The organism is Micromonospora cremea, assembly GCF_900143515.1.
Taxonomy (GTDB): domain Bacteria; phylum Actinomycetota; class Actinomycetes; order Mycobacteriales; family Micromonosporaceae; genus Micromonospora; species Micromonospora cremea.
On sequence record NZ_FSQT01000002.1, the window covers coordinates 671,194 to 695,674 of the forward strand.

The 24,481-nt window shown below is 72.9% G+C and carries 30 protein-coding genes and 1 riboswitch; of the genes, 14 read left to right on the forward strand and 16 right to left on the reverse strand.

What is annotated here, in order from left to right:
- Nucleotides 1-39: 39 nt before the first annotated feature.
- The 4 genes from dusB to BUS84_RS16375 form a co-directional block, all read right to left on the reverse strand.
- Nucleotides 40-1,212 (reverse strand): tRNA dihydrouridine synthase DusB, encoded by a 1,173-nt coding sequence (gene dusB, locus BUS84_RS16360; RefSeq protein WP_074313560.1) that lies wholly within the window; start codon nucleotides 1,210-1,212, stop codon nucleotides 40-42.
- A gap of 64 nt (nucleotides 1,213-1,276) precedes the next feature.
- Nucleotides 1,277-2,656, reverse strand: coding sequence for a glycine--tRNA ligase (locus tag BUS84_RS16365; RefSeq protein WP_074313562.1), 1,380 nt, complete (start codon nucleotides 2,654-2,656; stop codon nucleotides 1,277-1,279).
- 115 nt (nucleotides 2,657-2,771) lie between these two features.
- Nucleotides 2,772-3,251 (reverse strand): hypothetical protein, encoded by a 480-nt coding sequence (locus tag BUS84_RS16370; RefSeq protein WP_074313564.1) that lies wholly within the window; start codon nucleotides 3,249-3,251, stop codon nucleotides 2,772-2,774.
- 24 nt (nucleotides 3,252-3,275) lie between these two features.
- The gene (locus BUS84_RS16375) at nucleotides 3,276-3,617 is read right to left on the reverse strand and encodes an antibiotic biosynthesis monooxygenase family protein (protein WP_074313566.1); all 342 of its coding nucleotides are present in this window, start codon (nucleotides 3,615-3,617) and stop codon (nucleotides 3,276-3,278) included.
- A gap of 27 nt (nucleotides 3,618-3,644) precedes the next feature.
- Between BUS84_RS16375 and BUS84_RS16380 the strand changes: the two genes are divergently transcribed.
- The 8 genes from BUS84_RS16380 to BUS84_RS38650 all read left to right on the forward strand — a co-directional run bounded on the left by BUS84_RS16380 (nucleotide 3,645) and on the right by BUS84_RS38650 (nucleotide 8,153).
- A complete protein-coding gene (locus BUS84_RS16380) occupies nucleotides 3,645-3,902 on the forward strand; it encodes a hypothetical protein (RefSeq protein WP_074313568.1) in 258 nt (85 codons plus the stop codon).
- Between the two features lie 54 nt (nucleotides 3,903-3,956).
- Nucleotides 3,957-4,910, forward strand: coding sequence for a metal ABC transporter substrate-binding protein (locus BUS84_RS16385; RefSeq protein ID WP_074313570.1), 954 nt, complete (start codon nucleotides 3,957-3,959; stop codon nucleotides 4,908-4,910).
- Nucleotides 4,907-5,668: a metal ABC transporter ATP-binding protein gene (locus tag BUS84_RS16390; RefSeq protein ID WP_074313572.1), complete on the forward strand. Its 762-nt coding sequence runs from the start codon at nucleotides 4,907-4,909 to the stop codon at nucleotides 5,666-5,668. Before BUS84_RS16385 ends, BUS84_RS16390 begins: the two co-directional genes overlap by 4 nt.
- 2 nt (nucleotides 5,669-5,670) lie before the next feature.
- The gene (locus tag BUS84_RS16395; protein WP_074313574.1) at nucleotides 5,671-6,537 is read left to right on the forward strand and encodes a metal ABC transporter permease; all 867 of its coding nucleotides are present in this window, start codon (nucleotides 5,671-5,673) and stop codon (nucleotides 6,535-6,537) included.
- 43 nt (nucleotides 6,538-6,580) lie between these two features.
- The gene (locus BUS84_RS16400) at nucleotides 6,581-6,877 is read left to right on the forward strand and encodes an ArsR/SmtB family transcription factor (protein WP_074313577.1); all 297 of its coding nucleotides are present in this window, start codon (nucleotides 6,581-6,583) and stop codon (nucleotides 6,875-6,877) included.
- Nucleotides 6,877-7,275, forward strand: coding sequence for a Fur family transcriptional regulator (locus BUS84_RS16405; protein WP_074313579.1), 399 nt, complete (start codon nucleotides 6,877-6,879; stop codon nucleotides 7,273-7,275). Before BUS84_RS16400 ends, BUS84_RS16405 begins: the two co-directional genes overlap by 1 nt.
- Before the next feature lie 79 nt (nucleotides 7,276-7,354).
- Nucleotides 7,355-7,963, forward strand: a complete 609-nt coding sequence (locus tag BUS84_RS16410; RefSeq protein WP_074318851.1) for a hypothetical protein — start codon at nucleotides 7,355-7,357, stop codon at nucleotides 7,961-7,963.
- 22 nt (nucleotides 7,964-7,985) lie between these two features.
- Nucleotides 7,986-8,153, forward strand: a complete 168-nt coding sequence (locus BUS84_RS38650; protein ID WP_167517539.1) for a hypothetical protein — start codon at nucleotides 7,986-7,988, stop codon at nucleotides 8,151-8,153.
- 34 nt (nucleotides 8,154-8,187) lie between these two features.
- Here BUS84_RS38650 and BUS84_RS16415 read toward each other — a convergent pair whose 3' ends face one another.
- The 5 genes from BUS84_RS16415 to BUS84_RS16435 form a co-directional block, all read right to left on the reverse strand.
- Nucleotides 8,188-10,194: an acyl-CoA dehydrogenase family protein gene (locus tag BUS84_RS16415; protein ID WP_074313582.1), complete on the reverse strand. Its 2,007-nt coding sequence runs from the start codon at nucleotides 10,192-10,194 to the stop codon at nucleotides 8,188-8,190.
- Between the two features lie 124 nt (nucleotides 10,195-10,318).
- Nucleotides 10,319-10,819, reverse strand: a complete 501-nt coding sequence (locus tag BUS84_RS16420) for a DUF6328 family protein (RefSeq protein ID WP_074313583.1) — start codon at nucleotides 10,817-10,819, stop codon at nucleotides 10,319-10,321.
- 137 nt (nucleotides 10,820-10,956) lie between these two features.
- Nucleotides 10,957-11,706, reverse strand: coding sequence for a sugar isomerase domain-containing protein (locus BUS84_RS16425; protein ID WP_074313585.1), 750 nt, complete (start codon nucleotides 11,704-11,706; stop codon nucleotides 10,957-10,959).
- Nucleotides 11,703-12,509, reverse strand: a complete 807-nt coding sequence (locus BUS84_RS16430; protein ID WP_074313587.1) for an AAC(3) family N-acetyltransferase — start codon at nucleotides 12,507-12,509, stop codon at nucleotides 11,703-11,705. The genes BUS84_RS16425 and BUS84_RS16430 overlap by 4 nt, the downstream gene beginning before the upstream one ends.
- Before the next feature lie 23 nt (nucleotides 12,510-12,532).
- Nucleotides 12,533-13,363 (reverse strand): alpha/beta fold hydrolase, encoded by an 831-nt coding sequence (locus BUS84_RS16435; RefSeq protein ID WP_074313589.1) that lies wholly within the window; start codon nucleotides 13,361-13,363, stop codon nucleotides 12,533-12,535.
- A gap of 105 nt (nucleotides 13,364-13,468) precedes the next feature.
- Nucleotides 13,469-13,573: riboswitch (TPP riboswitch) on the forward strand.
- A 76-nt stretch (nucleotides 13,574-13,649) separates the two neighbouring features.
- Here BUS84_RS16435 and BUS84_RS16440 point away from each other — a divergent pair.
- From BUS84_RS16440 to BUS84_RS16450, 3 genes are all read left to right on the forward strand, one after another.
- The gene (locus BUS84_RS16440; RefSeq protein ID WP_074313591.1) at nucleotides 13,650-14,240 is read left to right on the forward strand and encodes an ECF transporter S component; all 591 of its coding nucleotides are present in this window, start codon (nucleotides 13,650-13,652) and stop codon (nucleotides 14,238-14,240) included.
- A gap of 109 nt (nucleotides 14,241-14,349) precedes the next feature.
- Entirely contained in the window at nucleotides 14,350-15,765 is a 1,416-nt protein-coding gene (locus BUS84_RS16445) for an ABC transporter ATP-binding protein (protein WP_074318852.1), read from the forward strand.
- Nucleotides 15,766-15,784: 19 nt separating this feature from the next.
- Complete coding sequence (locus BUS84_RS16450) at nucleotides 15,785-16,585, forward strand: energy-coupling factor transporter transmembrane component T family protein (RefSeq protein WP_074313593.1); 801 nt, start codon at nucleotides 15,785-15,787, stop codon at nucleotides 16,583-16,585.
- Between the two features lie 146 nt (nucleotides 16,586-16,731).
- Here BUS84_RS16450 and BUS84_RS38275 read toward each other — a convergent pair whose 3' ends face one another.
- Entirely contained in the window at nucleotides 16,732-17,157 is a 426-nt protein-coding gene (locus BUS84_RS38275; protein ID WP_159451040.1) for a hypothetical protein, read from the reverse strand.
- A gap of 289 nt (nucleotides 17,158-17,446) precedes the next feature.
- On the opposite strand from BUS84_RS38275, the gene BUS84_RS16460 reads away from it, so the two are divergent.
- Nucleotides 17,447-17,743: an MTH1187 family thiamine-binding protein gene (locus BUS84_RS16460; RefSeq protein ID WP_074313599.1), complete on the forward strand. Its 297-nt coding sequence runs from the start codon at nucleotides 17,447-17,449 to the stop codon at nucleotides 17,741-17,743.
- Nucleotides 17,744-17,846: 103 nt separating this feature from the next.
- Nucleotides 17,847-19,289 carry an NADP-dependent phosphogluconate dehydrogenase gene (gndA, locus tag BUS84_RS16465; protein ID WP_074313601.1) on the forward strand — a complete coding sequence of 481 codons (1,443 nt, stop codon included), beginning with the start codon at nucleotides 17,847-17,849 and terminating at the stop codon, nucleotides 19,287-19,289.
- Nucleotides 19,290-19,331: 42 nt separating this feature from the next.
- Here gndA and BUS84_RS16470 read toward each other — a convergent pair whose 3' ends face one another.
- From BUS84_RS16470 to recO, 5 genes are all read right to left on the reverse strand, one after another.
- Nucleotides 19,332-20,099 (reverse strand): pirin family protein, encoded by a 768-nt coding sequence (locus BUS84_RS16470; protein ID WP_208869682.1) that lies wholly within the window; start codon nucleotides 20,097-20,099, stop codon nucleotides 19,332-19,334.
- Nucleotides 20,096-20,323: a thioredoxin reductase gene (locus BUS84_RS16475; RefSeq protein WP_074318854.1), complete on the reverse strand. Its 228-nt coding sequence runs from the start codon at nucleotides 20,321-20,323 to the stop codon at nucleotides 20,096-20,098. The genes BUS84_RS16470 and BUS84_RS16475 overlap by 4 nt, the downstream gene beginning before the upstream one ends.
- A 167-nt stretch (nucleotides 20,324-20,490) precedes the next feature.
- A complete protein-coding gene (locus BUS84_RS16480) occupies nucleotides 20,491-20,676 on the reverse strand; it encodes a hypothetical protein (RefSeq protein ID WP_074313604.1) in 186 nt (61 codons plus the stop codon).
- Nucleotides 20,677-20,745: 69 nt separating this feature from the next.
- Complete coding sequence (locus BUS84_RS16485) at nucleotides 20,746-21,522, reverse strand: isoprenyl transferase (protein ID WP_121655422.1); 777 nt, start codon at nucleotides 21,520-21,522, stop codon at nucleotides 20,746-20,748.
- A 32-nt stretch (nucleotides 21,523-21,554) separates the two neighbouring features.
- The gene (recO, locus tag BUS84_RS16490) at nucleotides 21,555-22,430 is read right to left on the reverse strand and encodes a DNA repair protein RecO (RefSeq protein WP_074313608.1); all 876 of its coding nucleotides are present in this window, start codon (nucleotides 22,428-22,430) and stop codon (nucleotides 21,555-21,557) included.
- A 102-nt stretch (nucleotides 22,431-22,532) separates the two neighbouring features.
- On the opposite strand from recO, the gene BUS84_RS16495 reads away from it, so the two are divergent.
- The gene (locus tag BUS84_RS16495; RefSeq protein ID WP_074318855.1) at nucleotides 22,533-23,342 is read left to right on the forward strand and encodes a DUF4097 family beta strand repeat-containing protein; all 810 of its coding nucleotides are present in this window, start codon (nucleotides 22,533-22,535) and stop codon (nucleotides 23,340-23,342) included.
- Here BUS84_RS16495 and BUS84_RS16500 read toward each other — a convergent pair.
- Nucleotides 23,329-24,474, reverse strand: a complete 1,146-nt coding sequence (locus BUS84_RS16500; RefSeq protein WP_074313610.1) for an acyltransferase family protein — start codon at nucleotides 24,472-24,474, stop codon at nucleotides 23,329-23,331. The two genes, BUS84_RS16495 and BUS84_RS16500, sit on opposite strands and share 14 nt — an antisense overlap.
- Nucleotides 24,475-24,481 lie beyond the last annotated feature (7 nt).

Below are 24,481 nucleotides of genomic sequence, written 5' to 3' on the forward strand. Positions count from 1 at the left end.
GCCGGCCCCAGCAGGGGCCGGCCCTTTTCGTCGTCCGGATCAGCCGCCGGAGTCGTCCAGCTCCGCGTCCTCCGGGACGGCGTCGTCGTCCCGGCTCGCGAGCCAACCGTCGGGCAGGAAGACCTTGCCCGGGGAGTTCGTCCGGCCGCGCGGCTGGCCGAGGGCGGCCACCGGGAACGGCTCCGCCGGGTCGAGCTTGCCGAGCAGGTCGTCGAGCTGGGCCAGGCTCTCGATCATCGCCAGCGAGCGGCGCAGCTCGCCGCCGACCGGAAAGCCCTTGAGATACCAGGCGACGTGCTTGCGGAAGTCGGTGCAGCCGTCCCGCTCACCGCGGGCCGGGTTGCGCGCGCCCGCGACGAACTGGTCGACCAGCAGCTCAGCGTGCCGGCGCATGGTCACCGCCACCTCGCCGAGGGTGGGCAGCCGCCGCTCCGGCCGACCGTGGAAGGCGGCCTCCAGGTCGGCGAAGAGCCACGGCCGGCCCAGGCAGCCCCGCCCGATCACCACGCCGTCGACCCCGGTGTGCGCGACCATCCGTAGCGCGTCGTCGGCCTCCCAGATGTCGCCGTTGCCGAGCACCGGCACGTCGAGGGCCTGCTTCAGGGTGGCGATGGCGTCCCAGTCGGCGGTGCCCGAGTAGCGCTGCCCGGCCGTCCGCCCGTGCAGGGCCACCGCGGCGACGCCGGCGTCCTGGGCGGCGAGCCCGGCCTCGACGTACGTCAGGTGGTCGTCGTCGATGCCCTTGCGCATCTTCACCGTGACCGGCACCCCGGCCGGTGCCGCGGCGTCCACCGCGGCCTTCACCAGCCGGGCGAAGAGCCGGCGCCGCCACGGCAACGCCGCGCCGCCACCCCGGCGGGTCACCTTGGGCACCGGGCAGCCGAAGTTGAGGTCGATGTGATCGGCCAGATCGCGCTCGACCACGATCCGTACCGCGGCGGCGGTGATCTCCGGATCGGTGCCGTAGAGCTGGAGGCTCCGCGGCTGCTCGTCCGCGCCGAACGCGATCATGCGCAGCGTCTTCGGGTTCCGCTCGACCAGCGCCCGGGTGGTGATCATCTCGCAGACGTAGATGCCGCCGCCCTGCTCCCGGCAGAGCCGCCGGAACCCGACGTTCGTGATCCCGGCCATCGGCGCGAGCACCACCGGCGGCCACACCTGATACCGCCCGAGCGTCAACGGGCGCAGCACAGGAACGGTCGAGGCAGTCACCGCACAAGTGTACGGGGCCCCGACCGGCGCTTTCCGCGTCGGCCGAGGCCCCGTGCCGACCGTCTCAGCAGCCGGGGAGGCGCTCGATCAGGTAGCGCTCGACCTGGTCCAGGGAGACCCGCTCCTGCGCCATGGTGTCCCGGTTGCGCACCGTCACGGCGTTGTCGTCCAGGGTGTCGAAGTCCACCGTCACGCAGAACGGGGTGCCGATCTCGTCCTGCCGACGGTAGCGGCGGCCGATCGCCTGCGAGTCGTCGAACTCCACCACCCAGCGCTTGCGCAGCAGGGCGGCGAGGTCCTTCGCCTTCGGCGACAGCGCCTCGTTGCGGGACAGCGGCAGCACCGCCACCTTGACCGGGGCCAGTCGCGGGTCGAACCGCATCACGGTCCGCTTGTCCACGCCGCCCTTGGTGTTCGGCGCCTCGTCCTCGTCGTACGCCTCCAGCAGGAAGGCGAGCACCGCGCGGGTCAGACCCGCGGCCGGCTCGATGACGTACGGCATCCAGCGCTCGCTCTTGGTCTGGTCGAAGTAGGACAGGTCGACGCCGGAGTGCTTGCTGTGCGTGGAGAGGTCGAAGTCGGTGCGGTTGGCGACGCCCTCCAGCTCGGCGAACTCGGTGCCACCGAACTGGAAGCGGTACTCGATGTCCACGGTCCGCTTCGAGTAGTGCGAGAGCTTCTCCTTGGGGTGCTCGTAGAGCCGCAGGTTGTCCGCCGACAGGCCGAGGTCGAGGTACCAGTTCCAGCGCTCCTGGAGCCAGTACTCGTGCCACTGCTCGTCGGTGCCCGGCTCGACGAAGAACTCCATCTCCATCTGCTCGAACTCACGCGTCCGGAAAATGAAGTTGCCCGGGGTGATCTCGTTGCGGAACGACTTGCCGGTCTGCGCGATGCCGAACGGCGGCTTCTTGCGGGCGACCGTCTCGACGTTCTTGTAGTTGACGAAGATGCCCTGCGCGGTCTCCGGGCGCAGGTAGTGCAGCCCTTCGTCGCTCTCCACCGGGCCCAGGTAGGTCTTCATCAGGCCGTTGAACATCTTCGGCTCGGTGAAGGTGCCCTTGTTGCCGCAGTTCGGGCAGTTCAGCTCGGCGAGCGAGGTCAGCGGCTTGCCGTGCTTCTCGGCGTACGCCTCTTCGAGGTGGTCCGCCCGGAACCGCTTGTGGCAGAACTGGCACTCGGTGAGCGGGTCGACGAACTCGGCGATGTGACCGGACGCCTCCCACACCTTGCGGGCCAGGATCACGGCGGAGTCGAGGCCGACCACGTCGTCGCGCTGCTGGACCATGGTCTTCCACCACTGCCGGCGGACGTTCTCCTTGAGCTCCACGCCGAGCGGGCCGTAGTCCCACGCCGATCGGGTGCCTCCGTAGATCTCGCTGGAGGGGAAGACGAAGCCTCGGCGCTTGGCGAGGCTGACGACGGCGTCGATACGGTCGGCTGGCATGTTTCCTCCTACGCCGGCTGGCGGTCGGCGGGGGCGAGATGTGGATGGATCGGTCAGTTCGGGGACAACGGTACGACCACCGTCGCCCCGAGCCCAGCAGAATACCGGGGCCGGCTCAGCTCACCCCGCAGACCTCCATGCCGCCGGTCTGGCCGTCCTGGCCCAGGCTGACCTGCTGCTGCTCCCGGTCGCCGCCGTCGAGCGTCACGTCGACCGGCACGGTCAGGCTGGTGGTGTCCACGTCACCGACCCGGAACGCGGCGACCTGCGGCTCGGCGGCCGCCCGCCGCTCGAACTCGGGGCGGGACTCGCGCCGCTGCGCGTCGTCGCAGAGCTGGTCGTAGGCCCGTCCATAGTTCCGCTCGACCAGCGCCTGGTAGTAGTCGCTGGTCACCGTGCGGCCCTGTTCCCGGATCGCCTGCACGCCGGTGACGGCCAGGCCGACCACGGCCGCTCCACCCCCGCCACAGCAGAGCAGCACGGCGAGCGCGCCGACGCCGAGGCCGATCCAGAGCCGGGTCCGACGGCCCTCGGTGGGCGGCGCGGCGAACAGCGGCGCCACCCCGGGACCGGGCGGCGGGGCGGGTGCGGTCATAGGAGCAGCGTAGTGTCCGGCGGCTCAGCGGTAAGGACCCGCAGCCCGATCACTCTCGGCAACCACGACGGCCCCGCCGGGCGCGGCGGTGGCGAGGGCCTCGTACGCGGACGGCTCGTCCACCGACTCGGCGAGCAACGGCACGGCGCTCACCTTGACCTCGAAGGCGCCCAGCGCCCGCCGGTACGTGCCGACCGACTCCCACTCGGTGACCAGGGACCAGTGGCGGGGGTCGTCCAGTGCCCGGACCAGTTGACCGCGCAGGTAGCCGGGGCGGGCGGCCAGCGCGGTGAGGGCGGCGTGCGCCCGTTCGGTGAAGTCGTCGGCGACATCGACGTCGACCACGAACCGGTTGGTCACCAGCACCGGGTTCCTCCTCGTAGAGTCTGTGGGATGCAGCGTACGCAGCGCCCTCTGCTGGCTCGGTTGGCCGGGGCGAACCCGACGTCGGTGTTCCTGCTCACCCTGGTGGTGGTGCTGGTCGCGTTCTTCACGCCGGGGGTGGTCGGCGGGCTGCTGACGCTGGCGCTCGCCGCGGGTCTGATCGCCCTGTTGGCCACCACCTGGCCGGTTCAGGCCCCGCAGACCCGGCTGATCCGGCTGCTGATGCTGACCCTGCTGGTGACGGTGGGCCTGGCGAAGCTGCTCTGACATGCAATCATGCGTTTTTGACAATCATTGTCGTTACCACGGACAGTTGAGGGCATGACCAACCGCACCACGTCCCGTGTCCTGGCCGCCGCGACCGCCCTGCTCGCCCTGGGTGCCGGCGCCGGCTGCTCCACCGGCGGCGCCGCCGGCGCCGATCCCCAACGGGTCGACGTGGTCGCCGCGTTCTACCCACTCCAGTTCCTCGCCGAGCGGATCGGCGGCAACGCGGTCCGGGTGACCAACCTCGCCAAGCCCGGCGCCGAACCGCACGACCTGGAGCTCACGCCGAGCCAGGTCGGCCAGGTCAGCGAGGCCGAGCTGATCGTCTACCTGAAGGGCTTCCAGCCGGCGGTGGACGACGCCGTCGAGCAGAACGGTAACGACCGGGCGTTCGACGTCACCAGCGTGCAGCCGCTGCTGGACGCGAGCGCCGGCGGGCACAACCACGCGGGCGAGGGCGCGGACGAGCACGCCGAGGAGAAGAACGGCGGCAAGGACCCGCACGTCTGGCTCGACCCGACCCGCCTGTCCGCCATCGGCGACCAGCTCGCCCAGCGGCTCGGCAAGGCCGACCCGGACCACGCCGCCGACTACACCGCCCGCTCCGCGGCGCTGCGCGCCGACCTGACGACCCTGGACGGCGAGTTCAACCAGGGCCTGCAGACCTGCCAGCGGCGGGAGATCGTGACCAGCCACGCCGCGTTCGGCTACCTGGCCGACCGGTACCGGCTCGAGCAGGTCGGCATCACCGGGCTGAGCCCGGACGTCGAGCCCTCGCCGCAGCGACTCGCGCAGGTGATCGAGGAGGCGAAGGAGCACCGGGCGAGCACGATCTTCTTCGAAACGCTGGTCAGCCCGAAGGTCGCCGAGACCATCGCCGGTCAGGTCGGCGCGCGGACCGCGGTGCTGGACCCGATCGAAGGGCTCGCCGCCGGCAGCGGCGCGGACTACCTTTCGGTCATGCGTACCAACCTGCAGACCTTGCGGACGGCGTTGAGCTGCTCGTGAGCGCACCCGTGATCACCGTCGAGCACGGGGTGGTCGGCTACGACGGCCGCCCCGTGCTCCGGGACGTCTCGCTCACCGTGACCGCCGGGGAGGTGGTCGCGGTGCTCGGCGCCAACGGCTCCGGCAAGTCCACGCTGATCCGGGCCGTGCTCGGGCTGGTGCCGCTCGCCGCCGGCTCGATCACCCTCTTCGACCGGCCGTTGCGCCAGTTCCGCCAGTGGCAGCGCATCGGGTACGTCCCGCAGCGCCTGGGCGCCGGCGGCGGCGTGCCCGCCACCGTCCGCGAGGTCGTGGCCTCCGGCCGGCTGGCCCGCCGGGGGGTGCTCCGGCCACCGGGTAGAGCCGACCGGGCCGCCGTCGACGCCGCACTGCGCGCGGTCGGGCTCGCCGACCGGGCCGCGGACCCGGTGTCCACCCTCTCCGGCGGCCAGCAGCAGCGCACGCTGATCGCCCGAGCGCTGGCCGGCCAACCGGAGCTGCTGATCCTCGACGAGCCCACCGCGGGGGTGGACGCGGCCAGCCAGGAAGCGTTCGCCGGCGCGCTGCGTGACTTCGTCGCCGACGGCGGGACGGTGCTGCTGGTGGCCCACGAGCTGGGCCCGCTGCGACCGGTGATCAGCCGGGCGGTCGTCGTCCACCAGGGCGGCATCTGTCACGACGGTGCCGTGCCGGACCCGGCCGGCCATCATGCGGAGCCCGACCACGACCATGTGCACCCGCACGGTCCCGACGAGCCCGCCGGGCTGTGGAGCAACTAAGCATGGAACTCTTCCAGTACCCCTACATGCAGCGCGCCCTGATCGGCGCGCTGGTGATCGGCCTGGCCGCGCCGGCGCTCGGCATCTACCTGGTGCAGCGCCGGCTGGCGTTGATCGGCGACGGCGTCGGGCACGTGGCGTTGACCGGTGTCGGCGCCGGCCTCCTGCTCAACCGCTCGCCGGTGCTGGTGGCGGTGATCGTGGCCACCATCGGGGCGATCGCCATCGAGCTGGTCCGCGCCCGCGGGCGCACCTCCGGCGACCTGGCTCTGGCGCTGCTCTTCTACGGCGGCATCGCCGGTGGCGTACTGCTGGTCGGGCTCTCCAACGCGACCAGCACCAACCTCAACGCCTACCTGTTCGGGTCGCTGACCACCATCCAGGTCGGCGATCTGATCACCATCGCGGTGCTGGGTGCGGCGATCCTCGTCACCATGATCGCGCTGCGGCCGGCGCTCTTCGCGGTCTGCCACGACGAGGAGTACGCCCGGGTCTCCGGCCTGCCGGTGCGCACACTCAACCTGCTGATCGCGGTGACCACCGCGATCACGGTGACCATCGCGATGCGGGCCGTCGGCGTGCTGCTGATCAGCGCGCTGATGGTGGTGCCGGTGGCCACCGCCCAGCAGGTCACCCGGGGTTTCCGCAGCACGATGACCGCCGCGATGGCGCTCGGGTTCTTCGCCGCCGGCTCCGGCGTGTGGGTGGCGGCCACGGCGGACACGCCGCCGGGCGCCTCGGTGGTGCTGCTGGCGATCGCCTCGTTCCTGGTGGTGGCGGTGGCGGGCGGGGTCTGGCGGGCGTTGCGCCGCCGGGCCACTCCGGCCGCCGCGCCGGCGCCGGAACCGCACGAGGTCGTGCTGGGATGAGCCTGATCAGCGGGATGTCGGTGGTATTGGTTACCGTTGCAGGGTGACCAGCGCAACGGGCTACGAGGGGTTCGATGGGGCCAGCGAGTTGCTCCGCGCCCTGTCGGCGCCCATCCGGCTGGCCATCGTCAGTGAGCTCGCCGGCGGCGAGCGGTGCGTGCACGAGCTGGTGGAGAAGCTCGGGGCCGCGCAACCGCTGGTCTCCCAGCACCTGCGGGTGCTGCGCGGCGCGGGCGTGGTGCGGGGTTCCCGCCGGGGTCGGGAGATCGCCTACAGCCTGGTCGACGAGCACGTCGCGCACATCGTGGCGGACGCGGTCAGCCACGCCGGGGAGGGATGATGAGCGAGAGTGGCGCCGCCGTGCGCAACACCCGGCAGCGCTCGGCCGTGAGCGCGCTGCTCGCCGAGATGGAGGGCTTCCACAGCGCTCAGGACCTGCACGCGATGCTGCGGCAGCGCGGCGAGCGGGTCGGCCTGACCACGGTCTACCGCACGCTCCAGGGGCTGGCCGACGCGGGCGAGATCGACGTGATGCGCCCACCGGGCGGCGAGCACCTCTACCGCCGGTGCAGCGAGGGGCACCACCACCACCTGGTCTGCCGGGCCTGCGGGAGCACGGTCGAGGTGGCCGGCCCGGCGGTGGAGAGCTGGGCCGACCGGGTCGCCGCCCAGCATGGGTACGACGACGTCAGCCACACCCTGGAGATCTTCGGCACCTGCCCGACCTGCGCCCGCTGACGGTGCCGCGCCGGTCCGGGCGTCCCGCCGGCTGATCCGACAGGTGCCCGGTCCGGCCGTTCGTGGCACGCTGTCCGGCGTGAAGATCTACGCCGATCGCTTTCCGACCGCCGCCCGCCAGTTGTTCACCGACCTGCTCGTCGTCGCCTGGGTGTACGTCGCGATCCGCGGCGCGCTCTGGCTGCACGACCTGGTGCAGAAGCTCGCCGTACCCGGGCAGAAGCTGGAGGGCGCCGGCAGCGGGCTCGCCGACAACTTGGGCGACGCCGGCAGCAAGGTCGGCCGAGTGCCGCTGGTCGGCGACGAGCTGACCGCGCCCTTCCAGCGGGCCGCCGACGCCGCCCGGTCGCTCGCCGACGCGGGCCGCGACCAGCAGCAGCTGGTCGACCAGCTCGCCCTCGCCCTCGCCGTCGCAGTGCTGATCTTCCCGCTCGGTCTGGTGCTGTTCGGATGGCTGCCCCTGCGGGTCCGCTGGATGCGCCGGGCCTCCTCGGCCGCGAAGCTGGCCGCCGGGCCGGCCGGCCGGGACCTGCTAGCCCTGCGCGCGCTGGCCACCCAGCCGCTGGGCCGGCTGACCCGGATCGCGCCGGACGTGGCCGAGGCGTGGCGGCGCGGCGACGACGACACCGTCGACGCCCTGGCCGCGCTGGAGCTGCGGCAGCTCGGCCTGCGCGGCAGGAGCCGCTGAGCGGCCCGCTAAGGTCGTCGGCGTGTTCTACTTCCTGGTCGTCATCGCCGTCCTGCTGCTCGGCTACGCCGCGGTCCTGGTCTCCTTCGTCCGGCGGGGCAGGAAGATCCCGCCCGCGGCGTACCTGGGCCTGGCGGTGCTCAACGGCCTGATCCTGGCGGCGGTGCTGGCCTGGGCGGTCGCCCGCTGACCGCCCGGCACGGCGACGCGCCGGGCGGCGCCGGTCACGGCTTCGGCGGGATACGGCGCCGGACGTCGCCGACGGTGGACGGACCGGGTGACCAGCGGGCCACCCAGGGCATCTCGTCGGACGGGGTGATGACGCCCTCCTCCAGGCCCGCGTACCGACCGGCGAGGATCCGCTTCGCGGCGGCGGTGCCGACCGAGTCGGTGTTGTCCCAGAGTGCGGCGAACAGCGTGTCCACCCGGACCCGGGCCTGCCGGCAGAACAGGTCGGCCAGCTCGACGTTCTCCGGCCGGCTGTCCCGCTCGGCGGACGCCCGGACACAGACCGCAGACATCGCGAACAGCTCCGCGCCGATGTCCACCACCCGGCCGAGGAACGCCTGCTTGCGCTCCATCTTTCCCTGCCAGCGGGACATCGCGTAGAACGTCGACCGGGCAAGCTTGCGCGACGAGCGCTCCACCTGACGCAGGTGCGCGGCCAGTGGCCCGAACTCGGCGTACGCCGACGGGCTCTGCCCCCGGCCGACGGCCAGGGTGGGCAGCCACTTCGCGTAGAAGGCCCCGGCTCGGGCGCCGGCTCGGGCCTTGCGACCCAGCCCCGCCTCCGGGTCGATGATGTCGCCGGCCACCGACAGGTGCGCATCGACGGCCTCCCGGGCGATCAGCAGGTGCATGATCTCGGTGGAGCCCTCGAAGATCCGGTTGATCCGCAGGTCGCGCAGCATCTGCTCGACCGCGGCCGGCCGTTCGCCGCGGGCGGCCAGCGAGTCGGCCGTCTCGTAGCCCCGGCCGCCCCGGATCTGGATCAGCTCGTCGGCGATCTTCCAGGCCATCTCGCTGGCGTACAGCTTGACGAGCGCGGCCTCGATCCGGATGTCGTTGCGGTCGTCGTCGGCGAGCAGGCAGCAGAGATCGAGCATGGTCTCCATGCCGTACGTGGTGGCGGCGATGAAGGCGAGCTTCTGGGCGACCGCCTCGTGCTCGCCGACCGGCCGGCCCCACTGGACCCGGTCGGCGGCCCACTCCCGGGCCACGTTCAGCGCCCACTTGCCAGCGCCCACGCACATCGCCGGCAGCGAGAGCCGGCCGGTGTTCAGCGTGGTCAGGGCGATCTTGAGCCCCTTGCCCTCGCCACCGATGACATTCTCGGCCGGCACGAACACGTCGTGGAACCGGGTGACGCTGTTTTCCAGGCCGCGCAGGCCGACGAACTCGTTGCGCCGCTCCACGGTGATGCCCGCGCTGTCGCCGTCCACCACGAACGCGGTGATCCCGCCGCGCCGCCCCTCGGTGGCCGGCACCCGGGCCATCACCACCAGCAGGGTGGCGACGATGCCGTTGGTGGCCCAGAGCTTCACGCCGTTGAGCCGGTAACCGGTGCCGTCCTCGGTCGGCTCGGCGGTGGTGGCCAGCCGGGCCGGGTCGGAGCCGACGTCCGGCTCGGTGAGCAGGAACGCGGACACCTCGCCGGCGGCGAGCCGGGGCAGGAAGCGCTGCTTCTGCTCGGCGGTGCCGAACATCTTCAGCGGCTGCGGCACGCCGATCGACTGGTGCGCCGAGAGCAGCGCGCCGATCGCCGGGCTGACCGAGCCGGCCAGCATCAGCGCGCGGCAGTAGTGCAGGTTGCTCAGCCCGAGACCGCCGTACCTGCGGTCGATCTTCATGCCGAACGCGCCGAGGTCAGCCAGCCCGTGGAACACCGCGTCCGGAATGGACGCGTCGCGCTCGATTGCCGCACCGTCCACCTCGGAGGTCAGGAAGGCGCGGAACCGGCTGAGGAAGTCGTCGGCGCGAGCCACGTCGGCCGGGTCGGACCGGGGCCACGGGTCGATCAGGTCGAGCCGGAACCGGCCGAGGAACAGCTCCTTGCCGAAGCTGGGCCGGTCCCAGGCGGACTCGCGAGCCGCCTCGGCGACCTGCCGGGCCTCCTTCTCGGAGACCTGTCCGGCCTCCGCCGGCAACGGCCCCGCAGCGCCGGCGGTGCTCGGAGCGGGGCCGGGATCGGGGCCGTCCGCTGCCGGTCGGCCGTTCTGCGTCGTGGTCACGGCTGCCCCCTCGAATCTCTCGGTGCGGCTGCGTCGACGTGCGCGACTACCGTCACGCTACCCCCGGGTGTTACTCAGGGGTAGCGGTCCGTGAAGATCGAGTTCAATCCACCAGGGGGCGGCGTCAGGTGGACTCGCTCCGCGGGTTGTCATCCTCGTCGTCGATGTCCTCCTCGCCCCAACTGCGCCGGGCGAACGGCAGGGCCAACCAGAACGTGAGGAACCAGAGCCCGGTCAGCGCGCTGAGCACGAACGCGATCGGCCGTTCCAGCACGAAGTCGGTGATCAGCAGCACCGCGCTGACCATCGAGACCAGCATGAAGGCCAGCCCGCCGCTGGCCATCCGGTGCGCGAACCGGACCAGCTCCGGCTTGCGCCCCTGCCGGAACAGCGCCCGGTGGAACGCCACCGGCGAGATGATCAGCGCGGTGGCGGCGGCCGCGGCGAGCAGGGCGACGATGTAGACGTCCCGCTGGAACTCGGTGGTCTCGGTGAACCCGTTGCTGAACGGCAGCGTGAGCAGGAAGGCGAAGAGGATCTGCACACCGGTCTGGGCGACCCGCAACTCCTGCAACAGGTCGGCGAAGTTGCGCTGCCAACGCTGCTTCTCGGTCTCCTTGGACACGCGCTACCTCCGCTGCGACGGTACTGCCGGCGGTCCTGGCCGCCGGCAGCAACGCCAATGCCCCACCCGGCCGAGCGCGAAACTGGTTCACGACACCGGTCGGTCACCTGCCCGACATTAAGCCCGTCCGAGCGGGCTCAGGAGCCGCGCCGGATGCGACCCGCGTACCGGGCCTCCAGCGCCGCGTTGTGCGCGTCGCCGTCCGGGATGTTCGCCGACAGGTAGACCGGGGGCCGCTCCCCCGCCGCCAGCAACCTGGCCACCACTTCCACGGTGACCTGCTGGGCCAGCAGCGCCGCCGTGATCGAGGAGACCGCGCCCACCGCGCCACCGCCGGGCAGCGGCAGTGTCGCGTCGCCGTACGGCGCGCCGTTGTCGAGCACCACGTCGGCGAGGTCCGCCAGCTTGCGCCCGGACGGGTGGCGGGAGGTCATCCGGCCGGAGTGCTGGGCGGAGGTGATCGCCACCAGCCCGTGACCGCGCTGCTTCACCAGCGTGGCGAACTCCACCATCGCTCCGTTGACCCCGGAGTTCGAGGCGAGCACGAAGACGTCGGTGGGCCGCACCGGGGCCAGCTCGTACAGCCGGTGCGCCACCGCCGGGTCCCGCTCCAGGAACGGGCCGAGCTGGTCGGCCGGTTCGCCGCCGAGCAGCACCAGGTCGCGCAGTGCGATCCGGTTGGTCGGCACCAGACCGCCCGCCCGGCCGGCGATCTCCATGGCGAGGGCCTCCGAGTGCCCGGTGCCGAAGGCGTGCACCACCCCGTCCGCGCGCACCGCGTCGGCGATCAGGTCAGCGGCCCGCCCCACCGCCGCTCGCTGACTCTCGGCCACCCGGCCGATCGTCTCGGTCACCACGGCCAGGTAGTCCTCGGCACTCACCGTCATGCGTCCTCCGTCGTCCGGTTGCGGGCCAGCCATTGCCCTGCGAAGTCGACCGCCGCCCGCTGGCGCATCAACCTCCCAGTCCCGGTGCCGACCCGTCCGGTACGGACCGCTCCGGTCGCCTCCAGGTCCCGGCCCAACGCGCCGAAGTCGGTCTCGTCGAGCCGTACGTCCTGCCACCACACCCATTCGCGGCCACCGTCGGCGGTGCACACGGCCGCGCCCAGCCGATCCCGGCGCGGGGCCGGACGGCGGTACTCGGCCAGGTGCAGCGAGGTGTTCACCGTGTGATCCACACCGAGCAGCAGCACGCTGGCGTCGAGATCGTAGAGCCGGGCCAGCGGGGAGCCCTCGCCAAGCATGTCGGCCCGGGTGTGCCCGGCCACCACCTGTTCGGCGGCCGGGCCGAGGGCTGCGAACGACACGTGGGGGTGCGAGCTGCGCAGCGCTCCGGGCCAGCAGCGGACCGTCTCGGCGAACACGCCCATGAACCGGCTCGGGGTGACCGCCGGATCGAATCCGGGCATCTCGGCGCGGATCAGTGGCCACCAGTCCACCGAAACCGGCGGGTTGCGCCACTGCGCGGGGTCGCTGTTGTCGGGGGTGTGGGTGGGCACCACGATCGTGCCGTCCGGGCCGAGCGCGTCGCGCAGGGCGAGCACGAGCGCGTGCGGCCCACCGCAGACGAAGCCCAGCGGGCGCAGCGCGGCGTGCACCAGCAGCGTCCCGCCGGGGCGTACTCCCAGCATGCGCAGCTGCGCGGCGATCGAGCGTCGGGTGCTCGGCTCGCCGGCGTCCGTCGTCACGGTGCTCCTCCGACCGACACGGCTCAGGCCGTTCCGTTGGCTCGGGCCAGGATCGCCTCGGAGAGCGGGCCCGGCGCGGCGTCCGGGATCCAGTGGCTCACCCCGGGCAGCTGCACGAAGCGGTAGTCCCCGGTGGCGTGGGCGGCGCACGCCTCGGCGGCGGTCCGGCCGATGGCGATGTCCTTGTCGCTCCACACGTACGTGGTGGGCACCGCGACCGGGCCGACGGCGGCCAGGTCGGCGCGGGACATCGCCCGGTACCAGTTCAGCGCGGCGGTCAGCGCCCCCGGCTCGCGCATCGGGTCGGCGTAGTGGTCCACCCGGGACGCGTCACCCACCCCGGTGAGCATCTTGCGCAGTGCGGTGGCGTTCCACGCCAGCAGCACCTTCTCCGCCTTGTCCGGCTTGCGGAACAGCGCGATGTACGACGAGCGGGCCTTCTGCTGGCCGTCGGTGGCGAGGGCGTGCGCCATGGCCGCCGGATGCGGCACGGACACCGCGGTCAACGTACGGACCCGCTCGGGGTGCCCGGCGGCCAGCGCCCAGGCCACGATCGCACCCCAGTCGTGGCCGACCAGGTGGACGGCGTCCAGTCCGAGCGTGTCGAGCACCGCCACCGCGTCGGCGACCAGCTCGGGGATCCGGTAGTCGGCGACCGCCGCCGGCCGGGCGCCCGGCGAGTAGCCCCGCTGGTCCAGCGCGTACGTGCGCAGCCCGGCGGCGTGCAGCGTCGCGGCGACCTCGTCCCACTCGCCGGAGTGCTGGGGGAAGCCGTGCAGCAGCAGGACGGGCGCGCCGTCCGGCGGACCGCCGGCGCGTACGTCGAACGTGAGACCCCGTGCGTCAATCCGCATGATCGTCAGCCTACCCAGCCGACGTCGCCTGAATCGGACGCTGGGACGGCGGACGCCCTGCTGGGCCGGTACCCCTGGTCGGTGCTAGCGTCACCGAGACAACTTCACATCCGACAGGGGAGCGCACAGCGCTGAGAGTGCGGGCACGCCCGCAGACCCTCGAACCTGATCTGGGTAATGCCAGCGCAGGGAGTTCGGTCGACCTCCAGCCGCGCCGTCGTCCGGTGCCACCGGGCGCGCGGCGTGCGTCTTCTCCTGGTTCGCAGTCAGGACTGGGAGCATCGACATGACATTCACCGACACCAACCGCTGGCGCACCATCGACATCGTGGTCGCCTCGGTGATCGCGGTCGCCTTCGGCGTCATCTTCTGGGCCTGGGGCCTGGTCTGGAGCGCCACCGAGGGCGCTTTCGCCTTCTTTCCGCCGGCACAGACCCTGATCTACGGCGTCTGGCTGATGCCGGCCGTGGTCGGCGGCCTGGTCATCCGCAAGCCCGGTGCCGCGCTCTACTGCGAGACGGTGGCCGCGGTCCTCTCCGCGCTGCTGGGCAGCCAGTGGGCCGGCACGGTGATCCCGCAGGGGATCGTGCAGGGTCTCGGCGCCGAGCTGGCCTTCGCCGCCTTCCGGTACCGGTCGTTCCGGCTGCCGACCGCGGTGCTGGCCGGCGCGCTGACCGGGCTCAGCGCCGCGCTCTTCGACTTCTTCGTCTGGAACGCCGACTACGAGCTGGCCGACTACCGCATCCCGTACGCGCTGCTCACCATCGTCAGCGCCACGGTGGTCGCCGGCGCCGGCGGCTGGGCCCTCACCCGCGCCCTGGCCGACACCGGCGTCCTCGACCGCTTCCCGGTCGCCCGCGACCGCGCCGCCATCTGACCCCGTCCGTGTCGATCATGAGGTTGGCGGTCGGGTGGATCTCCCGAAGCGCCGCCAACCTCATGATCGACGGGGCAGGGTGGAGCCGGCGGCGGGGCTGGGGGGTGCGGTGAGCGGGGTGCAGCTGCGGGGGTTCGGGTGGCGGCACGCTGGGCGGCTCGCCTGGGCCGTGCGTGGCGTGGACCTGCGGATCGAGGCTGGGGAGCGGGTGCTGTTGCTCGGGCCGTCGGGGGCCGGCAAGAGCACGCTGCTCAGCGCGCTGGCCGGGCTGCTGCCCGAGGACTCCGGCGAGCAGGAGGGCACCGTCGAGATCGACGGGCTCGACCCGCGCAAGGGTCGCGAACGGGTCGGCATCGTCTTCCAGGACCCGGAGAGCCAGCTGGTGATGGCCCGCAGCGGCGACGACGTCGCGTTCGGGCTGGAAAACCGGGGGGTGCCGGCGGGCGAGATCTGGCCCCGGGTGGACGAGGCGCTGCGCCGGGTCGGCTTCCCGTACGACCGGGACCGGCCCACCGCCGCGCTCTCCGGCGGCGAGCAGCAACGCCTCGCCCTCGCCGGCGCGCTGGCCCTGCGCCCCGGCCTGTTGCTGCTCGACGAACCGACCGCCAACCTCGACCCGGCCGGGGCCGACCTCGTCCGGCGGGCGGTGGCCGGCGCGTTGGACACCGACACCACGCTGATCCTGGTCGAGCACCGGGTCGCCGAGGCGCTCCCGCTGGTCGACCGGGTGGTCGTCCTGGAGCCCGGCGGCGGGGTCCGCGCGGACGGCCCGCCCGAGGCGGTCTTCGCCGCGCACGGCGCCACCCTCGCCGCCGAGGGCGTCTGGGTGCCGGGTCACCCCATCGCCACCCGGCCGGCGACCGCCACCCCCGGCGAGCTGCTGCTCACCGCCGACCGCCTCGGCCTGCCGCCCCGGCTGGCCCCCACCGACCTGGCGGTACGCGCCGGCGAGGCGCTCGCCGTACGCGGGCCCAACGGAGCCGGCAAGTCCACCCTGGCGCTGCTGCTCGGTGGGCTGCTCCGACCGGGCGCCGGCCGGGTCTCCGCGTCCGCCGAGCTGGCCGGGCCGGACCACCGCACTCCCCCGCACCGGTGGCGGGCGCCCGCGCTGGCCCGGCGGATCGGGTCGGTCTTCCAGGACCCGGAACACCAGTTCGTGACCAGCACCGTCTTCGACGAGCTGGCGCTCGGCCCGCGCCGGACCGGCCAGCCCGAGGCGACCGTCAAGGCGACCGTGGCGGGGTTGCTGGACCGGCTGCGGCTGGCCCGGCTCGCCGCCGCCAACCCGTACACCCTCTCCGGTGGGGAGGCCCGGCGGCTGAGCGTGGCGACCGCCCTGGCCACCGCGCCCCGTCTGCTGATCTGCGACGAACCCACCTTCGGCCAGGACCGGCGCACCTGGCGGGAGCTGGTCGACCTCTTCGCCGACCTCCGCGACGCCGGGCACGGCGTGGTCACCGTGACCCACGACCCGGACTTCGTCGCCGCGCTCGCCGACCGCACCGTCACCCTGGAGCGATCGTGACCGGCCGGAACAGCACCCGGTGATCAGCATCGAGCCGGTCGCCGCGCCCGGTGCGCCGCTGGCCCGCCGCAACCCGGTGGCGAAGGTTGCCGCCGCGCTGGTCTTCTCGTTCACCCTGCTGGCCACCCTGGACCCGGTGGCCCCGGCGATCGCCATCGCCGTCGAACTCGCCGTGCTGCCGCTGTTCGGCATCCGCTACCGGGTGCTGGCCCGCCGGGCCTGGCCGCTGCTGGTCAGCGCCGTCGGCATCCTGGTCACCCTGGTGCTCTTCGCCGCCGACCGGTCCGGCCGGGTCCTGCTGGACGCCGGACCGGTGCTGGTGACCACCGGAGTGCTGCTCACCGCGCTCGGCCTGATCCTGCGGGTGCTCGCGGTCGCCCTGCCCGGCGTGATCGTCTTCGCCACCACCGACCCCACCGACCTGGCCGACGCGCTGATCCAGAACGCGAAGGCGCCGGCCCGGTTCGCCATCGGGGCGCTGGCCGCGTTCCGGCTGGTGCCGCTGCTCGGTCAGGAGTGGCAGATGATCAGCATGGCCCGGCGGGCGCGAGGCGTCGACGCCGGACGTAACCCGGCGGCGAAGCTGCGGCTGTTCGCCTCGACCGCGTTCGCGCTGCTGGTCGGGGCGATCCGCCGGGGCACGCGGCTGGCCGTGGCGATGGACGCCCGCGGCTTCGACGCCGGCACCCCACGCACCGTGGCCCGCCGCCAGCCCTTCACCCGCGCCGACGCCGTGCTCATCGCCGCGGCCGCCGCACTGGCCGCCACCGCCCTCACCACCAGCGTCCTGCTGGGCACCTTCCGCCCCCTGCTCGGCTAACCCCCCCGGGTCCCCACCCCCCGCGATCCCCGCGACCCCGGTCCCCCCGGCGATCTTGCAGTTGCTGTCGCCGATCTGTCCGCTATCTGCGTGATGTGGAGGCAGCAACTGCAAGATCGCCGGGGGTGGGGGTGGGGGGTGAGGGTTTAGCTGCGGCGGAAGGCGTAGCGGCGGCTCTGGCCGGCTGGTTGACCACGCCCGCCGGCCGAGCGCGTCCCGCCACCCTGCGGCGGTCCGGCCGTCGGTGCCTTCGGTCGCCCGGCCACCTTCGGCAGGTCTGCCACCGCCGGCGCGTCGACCGCTGCCGGCACGTCGACCGGCGGCACCAGCTCACCCGGTACCACCGCCGGCAGAGCCGGCTGATTCAGCACCGCCGGCAGAGCCGGCTCGACCAGCGCTGCCGGCTCACCCAATGCCGCCGGAAGCGCCGGCTCGACCAGGAGAGCCGGTTCGACCGCGAGGTCCACGTCGGGGCGGGTTGGTAGGAGCGCGTCATGGCCGGCCGTCGGGTCTGCGCCGGCGGACGTGGGTGCCTTGGTACGGGACTTCTTCCGATTGCGCCTGGCGGGCATCCGGGCCTCCTTCGGTGCCGACCGTCACGGCCGTTCCCGCGTTCCGGCGGTCGGTCGGCTCGGCTGGTGACCGTCGTACCGCGACGGTCGAGAGGAATGGGACTGCTCACCGGGGTCGGGCAGGACCAGCACCGCATGCGGCGGGTGGGGATGCGGGACGCCCGGGAGCGCACGGACCGCGGCGCGGGGCGGCGGGCCGGCTCGGAAGTGGGGCGTCAGTTACGCATGCCCGCACGCTATCCGGTGGGCGGGCACCGGCGCATCCGGTTTTCCTGGCAGCATCAGCGGCATGCTGATCGCGTTCTCGATTACCCCGCTCGGTGTCGGTGAGTCCGTCGGTGACCTGGTCGCCGACGCGGTACGGGTGGTCCGCGAGTCCGGCCTGCCCAACCGGACGGATGCCATGTTCACCACCGTCGAGGGCGAGTGGGACGAGGTGATGGCGGTGGTGAAGCGGGCGGTCGACGTGGTGGCCGCGGGGGCGCCCCGGGTGAGTGTGGTGCTCAAGGCCGACGTCCGGCCGGGGGTGACCGACGCGCTCACCGCGAAGGTGACGCGCGTGGAGGACCGGCTGGCCCAGGGCTGAGCGCCACCACTCGGTGACCGGCTGTCGACGAGGCGGCCCGCTCCGCCGCGCACCGCGATACGGTCGCAGCACGGCAGTACGACGGTGAGAGGTGGCGGCACGGATGGCTGAGCAGGCGACGGCGCAGATCGGCGTGACCGGGCTGGCGGTGATGGGCCGCAACCTGGCCCGCAACCTGGCCCGCAACGGCTTCACCGTGGCGGTGCACAACCGTTCGCCGGAGCGCACCCGCAGCCTGATCGCCGAGCACGGCGACGAGGGCACGTTCGTGCCCGGCGAGTCGATGGCCGACTTCGTGGCGTCGCTGGAACGGCCCCGCGCGGTCATCGTGATGGTCAAGGCGGGTGCGCCCACCGACGCGGTGATCGACGAGCTGGTGCCGCTGCTGGAGGAGGGCGACATCGTCGTCGACTGCGGCAACGCCCACTTCGCCGACACCCGCCGCCGGGAGGAGGCGTTGCGGGGGGCCGGGCTGCACTTCGTCGGCACCGGCGTCTCCGGCGGCGAGGAGGGCGCGCTGCTCGGGCCGAGCATCATGCCGGGCGGTTCGACCGAGTCGTACGCCAAGCTCGGGCCGATGTTCGAGAAGATTTCCGCCCACGTGGACGGGGTGCCGTGCTGCCGGCACATCGGGCCGGACGGTGCCGGGCACTTCGTCAAGATGGTGCACAACGGCATCGAGTACGCCGACATGCAGCTCATCGCCGAGGCGTACGACCTGCTCCGCGCGGGCCTGGGCGCGAATCCGGCCGAGATCGCGGAGATCTTCCGGGGGTGGAACGGCGGCGAGTTGGAGTCCTTCCTCATCGAGATCACCGCCGACGTGCTGGCCCACCACGACGCGGCCACCGGCCGGCCCTTCGTCGACGTGGTGCTGGACCGGGCCGAGCAGAAGGGCACCGGGCGGTGGACGGTGCAGAGCGCGCTGGATCTGGGCGTACCGATCACCGGGATCGCCGAGGCGACGTTCGCCCGCTCACTCTCCGGGCACGTCGACCAGCGGGAGGCGGCCCGCCGGGCCTTCCCGGACGCCGGTGAGAAGTGGCAGGTGACCGATCGGGAGGCGTTCGTCGAGGACGTCCGCCGGGCGCTGCTCGCCTCGAAGATCGTCGCGTACGCGCAGGGCTTCGACCACATCCGCGCCGGCAGCCGGGAGTACGACTGGGACATCGATCTCGGCGGCACGGCGACCATCTGGCGGGGTGGCTGCATCATCCGGGCCCGCTTCCTGGACCGGATCCGCGAGGCGTACGACGAGCAGCCCGAGCTGTCCACGCTGCTGGTGGCGCCGTACTTCGCCGAGGCGGTCGGCGCGGGCGTGCCGAGCTGGCGGCGGGTGGTGGCCGACGCGGCCCGGGCGGGGGTGCCGACGCCGGCGTTCTCGTCGTCGCTGGCGTACTTCGACGCGTTGCGCGCCGAGCGCCTGCCGGCCGCGCTGATCCAGGGCCTGCGGGACAACTTCGGCGCGCACACCTACCAGCGTGTCGATCGCGAGGGCTCGTTCCACACCACCTGGGCGGGAGACCGCGCCGAGTCCCCGGCCTGACGGCACGTCGCCTGGCCCTCTGCCCGTCACCGGGTGCGGGGGTCAGGCGATGGTGGCGTGCATCTCCCAGACGAGGATCTCGGCCGGCTCGTCGGCGGTGACCCGACGGCCGCCGGTCCGGGTGAGCCGGGCCGCGTCACCGGTGCCGAGCGGGCCGCTGCCCTCCAGGTTCACCGTGCCGTTGGGCACGTACAGGTGCACGAAGGGCGCGTCCGGGATGGTGACCTCGTCGCCGGGGGCGAGTCGGGCGGCGTGCAGGGTCGCGTACCGGTTGCGGATCCGGATCGCGGAGGCGCCGTCGTAGCGTTCCATGCCGGAGGCGATCGGCACGAGGCCGCCGCGCAGCAGTTCGTCCTCGATCTCCAGCTGCTCGTAGCCGGGGTCGACGCCCTGCTCGTCGGGGAGCACCCACATCTGCACGAAGTGCACCGGGTCGCTGTGCGGCTCCTGGTTGTTGAGCCGCCAGGCGTCGTTCTTCTCGGAGTGCAGGATGCCGGTGCCGGCGCTCATCCGTTGAGCCAGCCCCGGGTAGATCACTCCCGAGTGCCCGGTGGAGTCCTGGTGCACGAGGGAACCGCGCAGCACCCAGGTGACGATCTCCATGTCCTGGTGCGGGTGGGTCTCGAAGCCGGCGCCCGGGCGGACCACGTCGTCATTGTTGACCAGCAGAAGGCCGTGGTGGGTGTTGGCCGGGTCGTAGTGCCGGGAGAACGAGAAGGAGTGCTTGGAGTCCAGCCAGGAGATCCGGGTGGCGAAGCGGTCCTCGGCCCGGCGCACGTCGACCGACGGGGCGGGGGCGGTCGCGGTCACCAGGCACGCTGCCCGGTGTCGGCGGGCGACGGTGCCCAGGTCAGCGCCGGGTCTCCGGTGGCCAGCTCGGCGATCTCGCCGGAGCGCAGCTGCGGGGTGTGGCCGAACTCGGCGCAGTGCTGCTCGGCGATCTCCGCGCAGATCTCGGCCACCTGCTCGCACATCGGGTCACCCAGATCGGCCGCGTTCAACGCCATGATCATCTTGTACCGGAGATCCCGCATGTCCACCTCCGACCGACACGGTTCCGCCCCTCTCGGACCCTACCCGCCCCCATCCCCCACAACCTGGGAAATCACCACACCCCGCAGCCACTGACGCGCACCCCCCGCCGGTGGGCATGCAGAGGCGCCGCCCCCGGGAAGACGGGGACGGCGCCTGGGGTCGCGAGTTACCAGAATCGGCGGCGCTTGGCCTTCTGGGGGCGGATCATGTCGGCGCCCCGGGTCAGCAGCCGGGTCACCCCGGAGGGACCACGCCGGGCCTCCAGGGTGTGGCTGAGCCGGCGGGCGCCGGCCGCGGCCAGTGGCACCGCGACCGCCATCACCGCCCACTGTGCGATGCGCTTCTGGATCATGTGGGTTCACCTCCGTCAGTGGCTCCTGACAGGGGTGATACCCAGCGTGACGTGCCGGTAAGCCTCGGCTCAGCCCACCGGGGCGACCGGGTTGGGCAGCGCCCCGCCGAACCGCCGGTCGCGCTGGGCGTACAGCTCGCACGCGTACCAGAGGTGACGGCGGTCGAAATCCGGCCAGAGCGTGTCCAGGAAGACCAGCTCGGCGTACGCGGTCTGCCAGAGCAGGAAGTTGGAGATGCGCTCCTCGCCGGAGGGGCGGAGGAACAGGTCCACCTCCGGGATCTCCGGGTGGTAAAGGTACTTCGCCACGGTCTTCTCGGTGACCTTCGCCGGATCCAGCCGGCCGGCCGCCACGTCGCGGGCGATCGCGGCGGCGGCGTCGCCGATCTCCGCCTGCCCGCCGTAGTTGACGCAGAACTGCAGGGTCAGTGTCGAGTTGCCGCGGGACATCTCCTCGGCGGTCTGCAACTCGGAGATGACGCTCTTCCACAACCGCCCGGGCCGGCCCGACCAGACCACCCGGACGCCGAGATCGACCAGCTGGTCGCGGCGACGGCGAATGACGTCCCGGTTGAACCCCATCAGGAACCGGACCTCGTCGGGTGAGCGGCGCCAGTTCTCGGTGGAGAAGGCGTACGCCGACAGGTAGGGGATGCCCATCTCGATGGCGCCCTCGATGGTGTCGAAGAGGCTGTGCTCCCCCGCCTCGTGACCCTTGGTGCGGGGCAGCCCGCGCTCCTTGGCCCACCGACCGTTGCCGTCCATCACCACGGCGACGTGCTTCGGAACCGCCTCGGTGGGCAGCGCCGGCGGCCGGGCGCCCGACGGGTGCGGTGTCGGCGGCATCGGCTCGCGCCGGCCGGCCCTCATCGATCGGATCACTCGGCTCTCTCCCTGCTCGCACCGTCCGCCCCGGCCTCCACGTCGCCGTGCGGCCGGAGCGTCGGGGCCCCGGCGCCGCCCGGCGGCGGGACCGCGCCGGCCACCGAGGGACCCCGGTCGACCAGCGGCAGCGAGCGTAGCGCGCGTTCCAGGTGCCACTGCAGGTGAGCCGCCACCAGGCCACTGCACTCCCGGCGTACGCCGGTCTCGGTGGCGTCGGCGATCACCCAGTCGCCGGTGGTCAGCGCGGACATCAGGTCGATGGTGGCCGGGGCGGGATGGGCCGCGCCGGGCGGCCGGCAGTCCGGGCAGACCGCGCCGCCGGCCGGCACGGAGAACGCCCGGTGCCGCCCCGGCGTGCCGCAGACCGCGCACGCGATCAGCGCCGGCGCCCAGCCCGCGAGGGCCATCCCGCGCAGCAGGTACGCGTCGAGCACCAGGGTGGTGGCGTGCTCGCCCCGGGACAGCGCCTTCAGCGCGCCCACGGTGAGCTGGAACAGCCGCAGCGACGGCTCCCGCTCCACCGGGGTCAGCCGCTCGGCGGTCTCGGCGATCGCGCTGGCCGCCGTGTAGCGGGGATAGTCACCGAGGAACCGCTTGCCGTACAGGTCGATGCCCTCGACCTGGCTGACGGTGTGCAGCGAGCTGCCCAGGTTGCCCTTCGGGTCGCCGGCGAGCTGAAGATCGACGTGGCCGAACGGCTCCAGCCGGGCGCCGAACTTGCTGGTGGTGCGGCGGATCCCCCGGGCCACCGCGCGCAGCCGGCCGTGCCGGCGCGTCAGCAGGGTGATGATCCGGTCGGACTCGCCGAGCTTCTGCACGCGCAGCACCACCGCGTCGTCGCGGTAGAGCTGTCGGCGGTACCCGGCCATCGGACCATTCTCCCTCGGGGTGTGAAATCAGGGTCGGTTCGGGGTGGATGCGCGGACGAACCCCGATGCGCCGGGCCGGTGACCGGCCGTAGCGTGCTCGCCATGGCACTGCACGAAATCCGCACCGGCTCCCGTCGCCACGCTAGCGCCCCCATCGCGCTCGGCATGGCCACTGCCCTCATCCTGCTCGCCGGGTGCGACAACCTGTCCTTCCGCCGGCTCGACTACGACGACACCGAGACGGTGAAGATCACCACGATCCGGGTCCAGGGGGGCTCCGGCGATGTGGTGGTCCGGGGCACCGGCCCGGCCGGGCAGGCGCGGATCAAGCGGGTGGTGCGCTACCAGGGCGGCGAACCGGACAACGCCAGGTACGAGATCGAGGGCAGCGAACTGGTGCTGGACACCGACTGTGGCTCGCGATGCAGCATCTCCTACGAGGTGACCGTGCCGGAGGGTGTGGGCGTGCAGGGCGAGGTCGGCTCCGGCAACATCGAGCTGAGCCGGGTCGGCACGGTGGAGGTGCGACTGGGCTCGGGTGACGTGCGCGTCGCCGACGCCTCCGGCGCGCTCGGGGTGGAGACCCGTTCGGGCAACATCGAGGTGAGTGAGACCAGCGCGGCGGTACGGCTGCGTGCCTCGTCCGGGGACATCACGGCGCGCCGGCTGGGCGGCACGGTCGACGCCGAGGCCAGCTCCGGCAATGTCACCGTCGAGCTGGAGACGCCCGCCTCGGCCCGGGCGCACGCCTCCAGCGGGGACGTCACCCTGCTGGTGCCGGCGGGCAGCTACCGGGTCCGAGCCAACGCCGGATCCGGTGACGAGCGGATCACCGTCGCCGACAACCCGGCCGCGTCCCTGGTGCTCGACGGTTCGGCCGGCAGCGGCAACGTCACGATCAGCCAGCGGTGACCTCGACGGTGGCCGCCTCCCCGGCCACCCGCTGCGCCGGCACCACCGCTCGTCCGGCGGTCTTCCCCGCCGGACGAGCTCCGGACCGGCCTGCCGTGTCGGCGCCGGACCGGGCCGGCGGTGCGGCGGGGCGCGGTCGACCACCGGGCACCAGCTCCGCGGGTCGGCGGGCGGCGACGTCCTCGACCCAGCCGACGGCAAGGGTGACCAGCCCCACCAGCGCGAAGACCAGCAAGACCCGCACGGCCAGTCCCAGCGGATCCTGGTGGGACCAGCCGACCACGTCCACCAGCGGGGTGAGCGCCACCACGAACGGCATGTGCCAGAGGTAGACGGTCAGCGCCCGCCGATTGACCACGGTCACCACCCGGTCGGCCAGCCGGCTACGCCCCAACCAGGCGATCCCCGCCGGTGCCCGACCCAGCACGATCAGGATGAACGCGGCGGACCAGAGGGCGTTGCCGAGGTGGTTGTCGTTGAGGTCGTACCCGCGTGGGCCCGGATGCGAGATGATCCAGGCCCCGCCGGCCAGCGCGAGCGTCAGCGCCACCGGGTAGAGCACCCGGCCGGCGAGGCGGCGCAGCATCCCGGCGTGGTGGGCGAAGCCGAGCAGCCACGCGCCGAAGTAGAGCCCGAACTCGCGCAGTACCGGCGGCGCCGGGTAGATCCCCGCCTCGATCGCCACCAGCAGGAGGTACGGGGCGAGCAGAGTGGGCAGCGGGGCGCGCCGGAACAGCCAGAACGCGACCGGTGAGGCGAGCACGAACCACAGGTAGTCGCGCAGGTACCAGATGACGCTCAGCGCCAGGGCGCCCCAGTGGTTGGCCGGTGGATCGGCGATCGGAAACAGCCACAGCAGCAGCCGGGAGGACGCCGGCAGCCCGGTGAGCAGCATGGCCGGCACGAAGATCACCGCCAACACCCACAGCGACGGCAGCAACCGGCGCAGCCGGCGGCCGACCGCCGCCGGTCCAGAGCGGGCCAGCGAGGCGGCCATCAGGGAGCCGGCCAGCGCGAACATCACCGACATGGCCGGGAAGACGAGGGTGAGGGTCGCCCACCCGGTGACGTGGTAGACGACCACCCGGACGATGGCGAGGAAACGGAGCAGATCGAGGTACCTGTTGCGCATCAGCCTG